The sequence below is a fragment of the Campylobacter sp. CFSAN093246 genome (genome assembly GCF_012889415.1).
GTDB classification, from domain to species: domain Bacteria; phylum Campylobacterota; class Campylobacteria; order Campylobacterales; family Campylobacteraceae; genus Campylobacter_D; species Campylobacter_D jejuni.
In genome coordinates this window covers 895,053-907,741 of the sequence record NZ_CP040613.1, presented here as the reverse complement: position 1 = coordinate 907,741, position 12,689 = coordinate 895,053, and the positions used below count along the sequence as shown (strand labels likewise).

Genomic DNA, 12,689 nt, shown 5'->3' with positions numbered 1-12,689 from the left:
AAAGAGCTAATACTCCTTAGCTAGAAATATTAATAGGAGCATCGTATGACTTCAAAAAGGGGAGTTGTGTTGATTTTATTGGATACAATAAGATAATAATGCTCAAAGTTATTAATAATTCTAGCTTCAACTTTAGTATTTAAAATCAGTCTATTGTTTTTACTTAAACTGATATCTGAAGGAGCTATAGCATTAGAAGCACTATAATTATCTTCATAATGTACTAAGGCTCCTGCTAATATATCTATGAAAGTGTTTTTAAATATATTTAAATTCCCACCTATATATAAGGTATTATTATAAGATTTAGCTTCACTTAAACCTGTAATGGCTGAAGGAGCTATAAAAATAGAATTGTTATTTTTATACTCATCAAGATTGAGATTGTTTATGATTAAGGTATTATCATGGCCATTGTTTGAAAGTCCAGCTATAATACTTAAAATCCCTTCTCTTTTATCTGAAGCTACACCAAATAAAGTATCATTGATAATGATTTTATTATAAGCAGCTTCATTATAAGCCATAATCAAATAAGCATTATCAACTGCATTAGAAGAATAGTTTTTTATATCTATGGTATTATGATTGGCTTTATCTAAAGCTCTTATGATGATTTTAGAACCTTTATCTATATTACTTGCATCAGTAATGCTTTGAACATTGTTGTAATTTATAGTATTATAAGAAGCTTCTTTGGCTTCTGTTAATACAGTTAGATTTCTAAGAAGAAGCAAAGTCTTTAATCACTACTTCATTGTTATTAGCACTACTAGGATAAAAGTCTTGATTATTAAGAAGGTTTTTCTTAGCTGTATAAATATATACAGTAGAATTATTGATATAAACTTTATTATAATCTGCACTGCCTTCTAAGGTTCTAGCAGCTACAATATTTAAAGCATCTTTATAGCTTTGAGAAAGATCGGTTGTGGTAAGATCGTTTTTAATGTTAATGGTATTATGATTAGCTCCTTTAGTTGCAAAGCCACCATAAAAAGAATGTTGGTTATAACCTAAGAAGTTATTAGCGATTTCTAAAGGATGTTTTAATTCTATGTTTAAGGTATTATAATTTACTTCTCCATTATTATAAGCTCCTGCGTAGAAGTTAAACAAAGCTTGAGCAAAAATGTTCTCATTGTTTTTATTTTTTTAGGTTTTTAATATCTTTTAATATTGATAGTATTATCTAAGGCTTGTCCTTGTTCGGTTTTTCCACCCCAAAAATCAGCAAATAAAACAGAATTATAAGCTAGGGGTTGTTTATCATGGTTCATATACATATCAAGATTAAAACCATCTATGTCTAAAAGGTTTTTACTGGCTTGAAAGTTTTTATCTGTTCCACTATCTATATAACCTGCACTAATATGAGCAGCAGCTAAACTAGCATAAGCTTTGCTTGGACCATGGATAATCATATTAGCATCTTTGAAAAGATTTTATTGTTTTTTACATTGCCTTGATAAGCTAAACCACCTACAAGGTGAGTGATTCTTTCATCAAAGGTATTATTACCATTTTTATCTTTTTTAGGTAAGGAAGTAAAAAACTCTACACTACTACCTGCTTCTATATTTAAACTATTATTTGTAGAATCTCCATAAGTGGCTATAGCTCCGATTAAATAAGGAGCACCATTTAAGGCTAAATCATAAGTGTTCTCAACTCCCATACTAATATGGGCATCTTTTTGAAGTATGGTTTGGTTATAGCTTGCATTACCATAATGAGTAAAGGTAGAACTCATTAAGAAATTCATGCGTTGATTGCTTTTAGAATTACTAGGGTTTTTTATATGAGTATCTTTAGGTTTAAGATAAAAAACTGAACTAAGTTCTCCTTGTTCTAATATAAGTTTATTATAACTTGCATCAGCATGATCGGTTTTTGCTGTGATTAAAAAAGGAAGCACTCTAACTGTTTTTATACTATGACCGGCTGTATTAACACCATGCCTTGCTTTAAAAGAAAGAACTTCATCTTCTCTCATATCAGGAGTAAGTAAATAATGTTTAAAATTTAAATCGTTTATATTTGTAATATTTGGTTTAGGATTGTTATATATTAAAGTAATATTGTTAATATCTTGTTTAGAACTCTTAGCATAATAATTTATACCTTGGAGTTTTTTATAAGCAGAATTGCTTTTATCATAAAGTTCGTTATCATTAAAATAATGCTCTGGAATATTGAAATTTCGATTGTCTGTAGTATTTGCTTGAGTGGCTGCAAAAGCGTTGATGCTTAAGAAGGTAACAATAGAAAGTTTAAAACAAAATTTCTCTATACCCCCTCCCCGTGAAGTTAAAAAGCTTTATTAAATTAAGATTGGACGGAATTTTTTAATATAAACTAAAAAGCGATATCAAAGAATTTCCGTTGTATAATCTAATGTTTTTTAAATGTAAAATATTTTTTAAGGTAAAGCGATGAAAATGCGTGTGTATTATGAAGATACTGATGCGGGTGGAGTGGTGTATCATAGTAATTATTTAAAATTTTGCGAGAGAGCAAGAAGTGAAATTTTTTTCAATAAAAAAGTAGATATTTTTGATGCGTCTAAGGGATATTTTTTGCTTGCAAAAGCAAATTGCAATTTCTTAAAACCTGCAAAACTTGGAGATATGATAGAGATTAAAACAAAAATTTTAGAAGTCAAAAATGCTTCTGTGGAAATTTTACAAGAAATTTATAAAGATGAAATTTTGCTTTTTAAAATGGAATTAACTTTAGCTTTTATTAAAAACGAAAAACCAGCTAGAATGGATATGCAGTTAAAAAAGCTCTTTGAAGAATTATTTTAATTCTTCAAAGCTTGCTTGTTTGCCTTGCATAAGACGCACTTTGTAATCAACTTGAGAATTTTTGATTTTCTCATCAAATAAACTTTCGCTTTTTTTATTTAAGAATTCGGTATAAAAGTAATCAACTCCTATACTAGTAGCATAAGCAATCCAGTTATAATCTATACTTTGATTAAAAATTTCATTAAGATAGACTAAGTTATCATCGTGGTTATTGATGGAATTAGCAATGATGAAATTTTCTCTATCTCCTTGTTGTGTTAAACTTAAAAATGTTGGATTATAGTTGATTTGAGTGGATAAAAGCACATAAGGATGAATGTTATAAATTCTTAGTTGAGAACTTGCTAGAGCTGTTTTGATCAATGGAGTGTTAAAAAATATTGAGGCATTATTAACTCCGCCTTGTGATCTTAAAAGTCTGCTAAAATCAAGCTTCTCTCCTTCTATAGTATATATTCTAGCATTATTATTTTGAGCAAGAATTCTTGAATTTAGATTGCTTGATAAGGCAGAGCCATCGCTAAATATTGCGATATTAGCATTTGATTTGCTTAAAAGTGTGGCAATTTGAGTATCATAGTCAATACTTCCAAAAATAATATTTTGATTTGAAATTTGTATGTTGTTTTTATGGATAGTCGGTATGAAAATTTTCATATTTCCTGAGTAATTTTTCAACTCATTAGCACCTTTTAGAGTAAATCCAGCTATGGCATACTGATATCCTTGAGCTTGTACTGCATCAAGCGCGGTTCGAATTTTATCACTATCTTCTGTGCCGGTTAAAAAAACTTTTACTTTGATTTCGGCTCTTTGTCTTAAAAGATAGGCTATGCTTGAATTTATTATAGTATTTGAGTAGCTTTTTATGGTTTTTTCTGGGATAATTATCGCAAGTTTAACAGAAGTAATTTTTTGAACATTTTTTTCAAAATCAGTAATGGAATTTAATAATTTTGCATAAACATTAGATAAAAATTGATCGTTTTGATCTGCAAATTCACTTAAAAAACTAAGATACAATCTTGATTCTAAAAGATCAAAAAGACAATTTGTGTTGCATTCTTGAACGCTTAATTTAGGATAAAAATTTTCAACGGGTTTTACATCGACTAATTTTTGCTCTTTTGCATTAAGCAAAAAGCAAGATAAGAAAAATATTAAAAATATTTTTTTCATAAAAATCCTTTAATTTTTTTTAAATCTTGTATAAAATTTTTTTCATAACTTGGATTTTTTTCTATAAAATCTAAATCATAACTTGGCATTATGAAAAAATTTTTATAAGCAAAAACTTCACCTTTTAAAATGTGATAATCTTTAAATCCCAAGCTTTTAAACGTATATTCTCCTAGACAAAGCAAAAAAGCAGGTTGAATCAGTTTTAGTTCGTTCCAGAAAAATGGTAAGCAAGATTGTAGCGAAAAATCATCAAATTTTCCATTACAAAAACATTTAAATAAATAAGAAAAATAAAAATCTTCATCGCAAAGCTCTAAAATTTGATAAATATAGTGTTTTAATTTTTCACCTTTTTTTGAATTAAGTAAAATTCCACTTTCATTTTCACTTTTTTGCCCAAAAACATCAAGAATTAGTAATTTGGCATTTTTTATCTTAGGTTCCATAAGACTAAATTTTCTTGTTTTGGAAAATTGGCATAAGGTGCAAGATGAAACAAGTTGTTTTAATTCTTGAAAATTTTGTACTTGTTCAAAGTGGTTTATATGTGTATCAACAAAGTTAAATCCCATAGCTTTTAAATAATAAAGACTTCTTATCATAAATCACATAATTTTTCTAAATTTTCTCCACTTAGACGATAATTTCTCCATTGTTTAAGATGTTTAGCGTTTAAACTTTCATAAAAATTAATACCTAAAATATTATCATTTAAGCAAACCCAGTCGAGTCTTTTTAAATTTTCTTTTTTGCAAATTTCTCCTAAAAATTTAAAAACAGCTTTTCCATAACCTTTTTTACGAAAATCTTCTCGTATATAAATATCTTCAAGATAAATTCCACCGCTGCCCCAAAAAGACGAAAAAGTATAAAAATAAATCATATAGCCTATAGTTTTTTCATTTTCTTTTAACAAAAAAGCACGAGCAAATTTATTTTTTAGTAAAGAATGTTCCAGTTTTTCTTTCGTGCATTGAAGAAAATCTAACATATCTTCGTATTTTGCAAATTCTATGATCATTTCTTGTAAAATATCTAAATCTTCTTGTCTTAAATCAATAATTTTAAATTCTGACATTTTTAACCTTTTAAAAATAATTTCAAAATTTATCAAAAGAATTTAAAAATTACTCTTAATCAAAAGCAATTTATAAGTAAGATTAAGATAAAATACAAGTTTATTTTATAATTTTTTAAGGAAAAATCAAATGAAAAGAACTTATCAGCCGCATGGTACTCCAAGAAAACGCACTCATGGTTTCCGTGTTCGTATGAAAACTAAAAATGGTCGCAAAGTGATCAATGCAAGACGCGCTAAAGGTAGAAAAAGACTTGCTGTGTGAAAAATTTTGATAAATTTAGCACAAACGAGGAATTTTCATCTGTATATAAAGTAGGCAAAAAATGGCATTGCGAAGGTGTGATCATTTTTTATCTGAATAGTTATGAAAAAAAAATAGCAGTTGTTGCTAGTAAAAAAGTTGGAAAAGCAGTGGTTAGAAATCGTTCAAAACGAATTTTAAGAGCTTTGTTTGCTAAGTTTGAAAGATATCTTCAAGATGGCAAATATATTTTTGTAGCTAAAAATGAAATCACTGAACTTTCTTTTTCTAGGTTAGAAAAAAATCTAAAATGGGGATTGAAAAAACTAGAATGTTTCAAATGATATGCCTAAAAATACTCCGTTTTTATCAGAAATTCTTAAGCCCTTTAAAACCCGCTGCTTGTAGGTATTATCCTAGTTGTTCTGAGTATGCGCTTTGGCAGTTTCAAAAAAAGAATTTTTTTCTAGCTTTTTTTTCTACTTTTTTTAGAATTTTAAGATGCAACCCTTTTTTTAAAGGGGGTTTTGATTATCCTAGAGTTTCTAAAAATTTTTATCCTATAAATTTATGTTTTAAGCCTATATTTTTAGCAGAAAAACAACTTTGTTTTTTATATATACCTTATAAAAATAAAAGTTTTTATCTTATAAAAATCATCTTTAAAAGGACAAATCAGTGAATAATTCAAATAATATTTTTCAGCAAAAGCGTATACTTTTAGCTGTTGTGATTTCTTTTTTATTTTTTGTTATTTATGATTATTTTTTCATTCCAAAGCAACCTTTAAAAATAGAACAAAACATTACACAAAAAAATCAACAAAACACAAGCATAAATAACACTCCTAATATACAAAATGCCACCACAAATACTCCAAGCGCGGCTTTAGTTTCGCAAGATAGTGTGATATCTAAGGTTCAAAGCAAGCATTTTGAAGCACAAATTGACTCTTTTGGTAGAATTTCTGCTTTTTATTTAAAAGATAGAAAATACCAAAATGAGAAAGGAGAATTTATAAATCTTGTTAGCAAGGAAAATAGTCCTTATCCTTTAGAAATGCGTTTTAGTGATCCAAGTATTAACTCAGAGGCTTTTAAAATTCCTTATGTTGCTAACGCTAGCAATCTTTTTGTTGATGAAAATGGAAGTCAAGTTTTAAAACTCACTCAAAATCTTTCTGGATTGAAAATCGAAAAAGATATTACTTTTTATCCAAAAGGAAATTATGAGATAGAAGTTAAACTCAGCAAGAATGCAAATTATTTTATAAGTCCAGGATATCGTCCAAATATTGCCGTAGATAGTTATACAGTTCATGGTGCTTTGGTAATGGATAATAAAGAAACCATCGAAACTTATAAAGATGGAGATGTAGAAAAGGATGAAAGTGCTAATAATGTCGTAATGACTTCGGCTTTTGATAGATACTATGCAACTTTCTTTTATAATTTTGATAAACCTTTAAATGTGGCAATCAGCAAGGATGCTAATCAAAACCCTATAGTTTTTGCTTATAGTGATAATGAATTTAAAGCAGGGGGCTATATAGGCTCTAAAGAACATGTGATTTTAAGAAGTATAGATCCACGCCTTGAAGCAGTTGTTGAATATGGTTGGTTTACTTTTATTGCTAAGCCTATGTTTGAGTTTTTGAATTTCTTGCATCAGTATATAGGAAATTGGGGTTGGGCTATCGTTGTGATGACTTTAATTGTGCGTATTATTTTATTCCCGCTAACTTATAAGTCTATGATTTCTATGAATAAACTTAAAGATCTTGCTCCTAAAATGAAAGATATTAGAGAGCGTTATAAAGGCGATCCACAAAAAATGAATATGCACATGATGGAGCTTTATAAAAAACATGGTGCAAATCCTATGAGTGGTTGTTTGCCTATACTTTTACAAATTCCTATTTTCTTTGCTATTTATCGCGTTTTGCTTAATGCTATTGAGCTAAAAGCAGCTCCTTGGGCGTTTTGGATACATGATTTATCGGTAATGGATCCTTATTTCATTTTGCCTATTTTAATGGGTGCAACGATGTTTTTACAACAACTTATTACACCTATGACTATACAAGATCCTATGCAAGCTAAGATTATGAAATTTTTACCAGTGATTTTTACTTTTTTCTTTATCACTTTCCCAGCAGGACTTACGCTTTATTGGTTTGTAAATAACCTTTGTTCTTTGGTTCAACAATGGGTTATCAATAAAATATTTGCTAAAGAACATCACAAAAAACAAGCGGAGCATGAAAAATGAAAATCGAAGCCATTGATCTTCAAAGTGCCTTAACAGAAGCTTCAAGAAGTTTAGAATGTTCTGTGATGGACTTAGAATATGAGATTATTCAGCATCCAAGAAAAGGTTTTTTTGGATTTGGAAGAAAAAAGGCAATTATAGAGGCTAAAGCAAAAAAAAGGATTTTGAAAAAAAATCCTAAAAAAGAATTTACAAGTTCAAAAAATCACAAACCAGAAACACATGAGCCAAAACAAGAAAACAAGATTGAAACAAAAAATGAAAAAAATAAAAGCCAAAAAGAAAAATATACAGTAAAAAGTGATGAAATTTTTGATAGTTTTCATCGAGAAAGCAAAGGAGTGCGTAATACTCAGGATATTTTAGATGAGATTCGCATTCAGCTTGTAAAACTTTTAGAAAGCTCCCAGTTTAAAATAGAGCTTAGTGAACTTAGAATGTATGATGAAGATTGCGTTTTGATTCGATTGGATGGGGAAGATGCTGCTTTGATGATAGGTAAAGAAGCACATCGTTACAAGGCTATTTCTTATCTTTTACATAATTGGATCAATTTAAAATATAATCTTTTAGTGCGCCTTGAGATCGCTCAATTTTTAGAAAATCAAATTCAAGGTATGCAGCTTTATTTACAAAACGTGATTGAAAAAATTAAAATTCATGGACGCGGACAAACCAAACCTTTAGATGGGGTTTTGATAAAAATCGCTTTAGAGCAGTTAAGAGCTGAATTTCCAGATAAGTATGTAGGAATTAAGCAAAATAATGATCAAAGATTTGTTGTAATAAACGACTTTTTCAAAAAAGATGAGTGATACTATAGCGGCTATTGCCACAGCTCATGGTGTGGGTTCGATTTCTATTGTAAGATTAAGCGGTGAAAGGGCTTTAGAATTTGCCTTAAAGCTTAGCCACAAAACCAAACTTACCCCACGCCATGCTACTTTTACAAAACTTTTTAATCAAAATAATGAAATTATCGATGAAGCTATAATGATATATTTTAAAGCCCCTTATAGTTTTACAGGGGAAGATATAGTAGAGTTTCAAACTCATGGAGGATTTAGTGTGAGTGAAGTTTTACTTGAAGAACTTGTGAGTTTAGGAGCAAGACTTGCTTTAGCAGGGGAATTTAGCAAAAGAGCGTGTTTAAATGGCAAAATGACTCCTTTAAAAGCTTTAAATATACAAGATCTCATACTTTCAAAATCTGCACTTGCAGCTAAAATTATAGCACGCAACATGCAAGGAAACTTAGGAGAACTTTTAGAAAAAATTCGCACAGATTTGGTTAAAACTTTAGCTTTTGTAGAAACTAGTATTGATTATGCTGATGATGATTTACCTTCTGATTTATTAGAACAAATTTCTACTATGTGTGAAGAAAATTCTAAAATTTTAAAAGAAATTTATACGCTTTCTCAAAGCAAAAAAGGACTCATAGAAGGTTTTAAAATCGCTATTGTAGGTAAGCCAAATGTAGGCAAATCTTCGCTTTTAAATGCCTTGCTTTCTTATGAAAGAGCTATTGTTTCAGATATAGCAGGCACCACTCGTGATACTATAGAAGAGAGCTTTAAATTAGGAACGCATTTATTACGCATTATAGATACAGCGGGTATTAGGGAAAGTAAAGATGTTATAGAACAAATCGGCGTAGCTTTAAGTAAAAAAAGTTTAGAAGATGCAGATATTATTTTAGCAGTCTTTGATGCTTCAAGAGTGCAAGATAAAGAAGATGGGAAAATTTTTGAATTGCTAGCAAATACTGATAAAAAAATCTTTTGGATTTTAAATAAAAGTGATTTAGAAAATGTTTTCAAAAATACTCAAAATAAAAATTTTATCAAGCTTAGTGCTCAAAAAGACATCACTTTGTTAAAAGAAGAATTGCAAAATTATCTTAATTCTTTTGATAGTGAAGGTATTATGGTAAGTTCTTTAGATCTTATTAATGCTTGTAAAATTTCAAGTGAAGCGATTTTTAGAGCTAAAGGGCTTTTAGAGGAAAGTTCTTTAGAACTTTTTGCTTTTGAGCTTAATTTAGCGATTAATGAACTTGCAAGATTTACCAAAGATTTTCAAAGAGATGAAATTTTAGACGAAATGTTTGGTAATTTTTGTTTAGGAAAATGAAAGGATAAAAATGAACAAAGAAACCATAAAAGCACATAAAATCAGTGATGAAGAATATGCACAAATTTTAGAAATTTTAGGACGCGAGCCAAATTTATTAGAACTTGGGGTTATTTCTGCGATGTGGAGCGAGCATTGCTCTTATAAATCCAGTAAAAAATATCTTAATGGTTTTCCAACTAAAGCACCTTGGGTGATTCAAGGCCCAGGAGAAAACGCAGGGGTTATTGATATTGGGCAAGGTATGGCAGCAGTTTTTAAGGTAGAAAGTCACAATCATCCTAGCTTTATCGAGCCTTTTGCAGGTGCGGCTACGGGAGTAGGGGGAATTTTGCGTGATGTTTTTACTATGGGTGCAAGAGTGGTTGCAGGGCTAAATTCTTTAAAATTTGGCAATATTCATGATGAAAAATGCGGCAAACATCAAAAATACCTTGTTAAAGGTGTGGTAAATGGAATTTCTCATTATGGAAATTGCATGGGTGTGCCAACTATAGGCGGAGAATGTGCTTTTGATGAGTGTTTTAATGGAAATATCTTAGTTAATGCCTTTGCTTTAGGGGTTTGTAAAAGTGAAGATATCTTTTATGCTAAGGCTGAAGGTGTAGGAAATCCTGTGATTTATGTGGGTTCAAAAACAGGGCGTGATGGACTTGGTGGAGCGGTTATGGCAAGTGATAGCTTCAATGAAGAAAGCAAATCTTTGCGTCCTACAGTGCAAATTGGCGATCCTTTCAGTGAAAAACTTCTTATGGAAGCTTGTTTAGAGCTTTTTAAAACTGATTATATTGTGGGTATTCAAGATATGGGTGCTGCAGGGCTTACTTCAAGTTCTTTTGAAATGGCAGGAAGAAGTGGCAGTGGCATGAAACTTTACTTAGATAAAACTCCTATACGTGAAAGCGGTATGACTCCTTATGAGTTAATGCTTAGCGAGTCTCAAGAAAGAATGCTTATTTGTGCGAAAAAAGGCTATGAAGATAAGGTTATAGAAATTTTCAAAAAATGGGATTTAGATGCTGTGGTTATAGGTGAAGTTACCAATACAGGAAAAATGGAGCTTTTTTGGCATGATGAGCTTGTAGGGCTTATTCCTATCGAGCCTCTAAGTGAAAAAGCGCCGATTTTAAGTCGTCCTATAAGTGAGCCAAAATATTTAAGTGAAATTAAAGATTATAAATTTGAGCTAAAATTAAGCATTCAAGAGCTTTTTATACAAATGCTTCAAAATGAAAATATTAACAACAAAGCTTTTATTTATGATCAATTTGATTCAAGTGTGCAAACCAATACTATAAAAGCTGATGGAAGATTAGGTGCTAGTGCCATTCGTATCAAAGAAAGTGGTGCAAGTGTGGCTATGGCTATAGAATGTAACTCACGCTTAAATTATGTAAATCCTAAAATAGGAGCAGCTTTAGCGGTAGCTTCAGCAGGAAGAAAAGTTGCTTGCACGGGGGCTAAGCCTTTGGCAATAAGTGATTGTTTAAATTATGGAAATCCGCAAAATCCTGAAGTGATGTGGCAATTTGCACAAGGTTGCGAAGGCATTAAAGAAGCTTGTAAAGAGTTAAATACCCCAGTAGTAAGCGGCAATGTTTCACTTTATAATGAAACTGAAGGCGTAAGTATTTATCCAAGTCCTACTATAGTAAGCGTAGGGGTTTTAGAAGATGCAAATAAAACCTTAAAAGCTAGTTTTGAAAAAGAAAATTTAAGTGTTTATCTTTTGGGTGAAAGTTTAGGGGAATTTGGCGGATCTATGGTAATGAAAATCCAAGATAAAAAAGTATCAGGAAGTCTTAAAGAGCTTGATTATAAAGCTGAAATTGCACTTTGGGATTTGCTTTATAAAGCCAATCAAAATTCTTTACTTGAGTGTGCCAATAGCGTAGGAATAGGGGGTATTGCTATGACTTTGGCAAAAATGTTTGCTATTTCTAGTGTGGGTGTAAATTTAACAAGTGGTTTTGATGATGAAAAAATGATTTTTGATGAGAGTGCAAGTCGTGCTATAGTAGGGCTTAGCAAAGAAAATGAAGAAGCTTTTTTAAATTTAGCTAAAGAATTTGGAGTAAAAGCTTATAAATTAGGTGTGAGTACAAGCCAAAAACATTTTAAACTTGATAACATTGAGTTAAGCAAGGCTGAACTTGACAAACTTTATTTTGAAAGTTTTAAAGAGCAAATCCAATGACTTTAGTTTTAATTATACTCGTTATTTTGGTGTTTTACTGGTATTATAAAACTTGGGGAAAACAGGATTTTTTAAACTCAGCTACAAGAGGAGCCAAAGGCTTTGCTAAGGGTTTTGCTCGTGGGGTTATGGAAGAAAGAATGGATGAGTTTAAAAGGCGTATGAATTACTATGTTATCGCACTTTTGGCAAAAATTGCAAAAAGCGATGGCAGAGTAAGTGAAAATGAAGCTGAAATGATCAAAGATCTTTTAGATGCAAATGCCAAAGATGAAAAAGAAAGAGCTTTTTTAAAAGCAAGTTTTAATGAACATAAAGAAAATTTAAGTGATGCTTTTTATGTGGCAAAAGATTTTTTAAAAGAAGTGCCTTTACCTAAAAATGAGCGTTTTAATGTTTTGCGTGTGCTTGTTTTTATGGCTTTAATCGATGCAGATTTTAATGCTAAAAAGCGTGAAATTTTAGAGCAAATCGCTAAAGCCTTTGATATAGCAAAAAGCGAATTAGACGCTTTTATAGCAAGTCTTTCAAATTTAAAAAGTTCTAAAAAAGAATTAAGTCTTGATGAAGCTTTTACTATTTTAGAACTTCCAAATAATGCAGATTTAAATGCGGTAAAAAAACAATACCGCAATTTAGCAAAAAAATATCATCCTGATATTTTAAATGCAAACAATGTTAGTGAAGAAGAGCTTAAAATCGGTGTAGGGAAATTTCAAAAAATCAACGAAGCTTACGAAAAAGTTAAAAAACATTTAGAAAGGTAAA

12 protein-coding genes and 1 pseudogene are annotated in these 12,689 nt (G+C 30.2%); 9 read left to right on the top strand and 4 right to left on the bottom strand.

Going from position 1 to position 12,689, the window contains the following annotated elements; all coding sequences use genetic code 11:
• Window positions 1–16: 16 nt before the first annotated feature.
• Window positions 17–2,293: pseudogene (locus tag FBE87_RS04745) on the bottom strand (hypothetical protein).
• A gap of 142 nt (window positions 2,294–2,435) precedes the next feature.
• Between FBE87_RS04745 and FBE87_RS04740 the strand changes: the two are divergent.
• A complete protein-coding gene (locus FBE87_RS04740; RefSeq protein WP_002871746.1) occupies window positions 2,436–2,810 on the top strand; it encodes a thioesterase family protein in 375 nt (124 codons plus the stop codon).
• On the opposite strand, the gene FBE87_RS04735 is transcribed toward FBE87_RS04740, so the two are convergent.
• The 3 genes from FBE87_RS04735 to FBE87_RS04725 are packed head-to-tail and all read right to left on the bottom strand — an operon-like array spanning window position 2,802 to window position 5,073.
• Entirely contained in the window at window positions 2,802–3,992 is a 1,191-nt protein-coding gene (locus FBE87_RS04735) for a hypothetical protein (protein ID WP_002871745.1), read from the bottom strand. The genes FBE87_RS04740 and FBE87_RS04735 overlap by 9 nt on opposite strands.
• Window positions 3,989–4,597, bottom strand: a complete 609-nt coding sequence (locus FBE87_RS04730) for a uracil-DNA glycosylase family protein (RefSeq protein WP_002871744.1) — start codon at window positions 4,595–4,597, stop codon at window positions 3,989–3,991. Before FBE87_RS04730 ends, FBE87_RS04735 begins: the two co-directional genes overlap by 4 nt.
• Window positions 4,594–5,073 (bottom strand): GNAT family N-acetyltransferase, encoded by a 480-nt coding sequence (locus FBE87_RS04725; RefSeq protein WP_002853404.1) that lies wholly within the window; start codon window positions 5,071–5,073, stop codon window positions 4,594–4,596. Before FBE87_RS04725 ends, FBE87_RS04730 begins: the two co-directional genes overlap by 4 nt.
• 130 nt (window positions 5,074–5,203) lie before the next feature.
• On the opposite strand from FBE87_RS04725, the gene rpmH reads away from it, so the two are divergent.
• The 8 genes from rpmH to FBE87_RS04685 are packed head-to-tail and all read left to right on the top strand — an operon-like array spanning window position 5,204 to window position 12,688.
• The gene (gene rpmH / locus FBE87_RS04720) at window positions 5,204–5,338 is read left to right on the top strand and encodes a 50S ribosomal protein L34 (protein ID WP_002776864.1); all 135 of its coding nucleotides are present in this window, start codon (window positions 5,204–5,206) and stop codon (window positions 5,336–5,338) included.
• Complete coding sequence (gene rnpA / locus FBE87_RS04715) at window positions 5,335–5,661, top strand: ribonuclease P protein component (RefSeq protein ID WP_002853349.1); 327 nt, start codon at window positions 5,335–5,337, stop codon at window positions 5,659–5,661. The genes rpmH and rnpA overlap by 4 nt, the downstream gene beginning before the upstream one ends.
• Window positions 5,658–5,999: a membrane protein insertion efficiency factor YidD gene (gene yidD, locus FBE87_RS04710; RefSeq protein WP_002853395.1), complete on the top strand. Its 342-nt coding sequence runs from the start codon at window positions 5,658–5,660 to the stop codon at window positions 5,997–5,999. The genes rnpA and yidD overlap by 4 nt, the downstream gene beginning before the upstream one ends.
• Window positions 5,996–7,588 (top strand): membrane protein insertase YidC, encoded by a 1,593-nt coding sequence (gene yidC, locus FBE87_RS04705; RefSeq protein WP_002871743.1) that lies wholly within the window; start codon window positions 5,996–5,998, stop codon window positions 7,586–7,588. Before yidD ends, yidC begins: the two co-directional genes overlap by 4 nt.
• Window positions 7,585–8,403 carry a Jag N-terminal domain-containing protein gene (locus FBE87_RS04700; protein WP_002859220.1) on the top strand — a complete coding sequence of 273 codons (819 nt, stop codon included), beginning with the start codon at window positions 7,585–7,587 and terminating at the stop codon, window positions 8,401–8,403. The genes yidC and FBE87_RS04700 overlap by 4 nt, the downstream gene beginning before the upstream one ends.
• A complete protein-coding gene (gene mnmE, locus FBE87_RS04695) occupies window positions 8,396–9,724 on the top strand; it encodes a tRNA uridine-5-carboxymethylaminomethyl(34) synthesis GTPase MnmE (protein ID WP_002868328.1) in 1,329 nt (442 codons plus the stop codon). Before FBE87_RS04700 ends, mnmE begins: the two co-directional genes overlap by 8 nt.
• 10 nt (window positions 9,725–9,734) lie before the next feature.
• The gene (gene purL, locus FBE87_RS04690) at window positions 9,735–11,921 is read left to right on the top strand and encodes a phosphoribosylformylglycinamidine synthase subunit PurL (protein WP_100621715.1); all 2,187 of its coding nucleotides are present in this window, start codon (window positions 9,735–9,737) and stop codon (window positions 11,919–11,921) included.
• Window positions 11,918–12,688 (top strand): DnaJ family molecular chaperone, encoded by a 771-nt coding sequence (locus FBE87_RS04685; protein WP_100621714.1) that lies wholly within the window; start codon window positions 11,918–11,920, stop codon window positions 12,686–12,688. The genes purL and FBE87_RS04685 overlap by 4 nt, the downstream gene beginning before the upstream one ends.
• Window position 12,689 lies beyond the last annotated feature (1 nt).

Coding starts and splice junctions, on each gene's coding strand:
- yidD (WP_002853395.1), top strand. CDS start 5,658: ATGATATGCCTAAAAATACTCCGTTTTTATCAGAAATTCTTAAGCCCT.
- FBE87_RS04740 (WP_002871746.1), top strand. CDS start 2,436: ATGAAAATGCGTGTGTATTATGAAGATACTGATGCGGGTGGAGTGGTG.
- FBE87_RS04725 (WP_002853404.1), bottom strand. CDS start 5,073: ATGTCAGAATTTAAAATTATTGATTTAAGACAAGAAGATTTAGATATT.
- purL (WP_100621715.1), top strand. CDS start 9,735: ATGAACAAAGAAACCATAAAAGCACATAAAATCAGTGATGAAGAATAT.
- mnmE (WP_002868328.1), top strand. CDS start 8,396: ATGAGTGATACTATAGCGGCTATTGCCACAGCTCATGGTGTGGGTTCG.
- FBE87_RS04730 (WP_002871744.1), bottom strand. CDS start 4,597: ATGATAAGAAGTCTTTATTATTTAAAAGCTATGGGATTTAACTTTGTT.
- FBE87_RS04735 (WP_002871745.1), bottom strand. CDS start 3,992: ATGAAAAAAATATTTTTAATATTTTTCTTATCTTGCTTTTTGCTTAAT.
- rpmH (WP_002776864.1), top strand. CDS start 5,204: ATGAAAAGAACTTATCAGCCGCATGGTACTCCAAGAAAACGCACTCAT.
- FBE87_RS04685 (WP_100621714.1), top strand. CDS start 11,918: ATGACTTTAGTTTTAATTATACTCGTTATTTTGGTGTTTTACTGGTAT.
- FBE87_RS04700 (WP_002859220.1), top strand. CDS start 7,585: ATGAAAATCGAAGCCATTGATCTTCAAAGTGCCTTAACAGAAGCTTCA.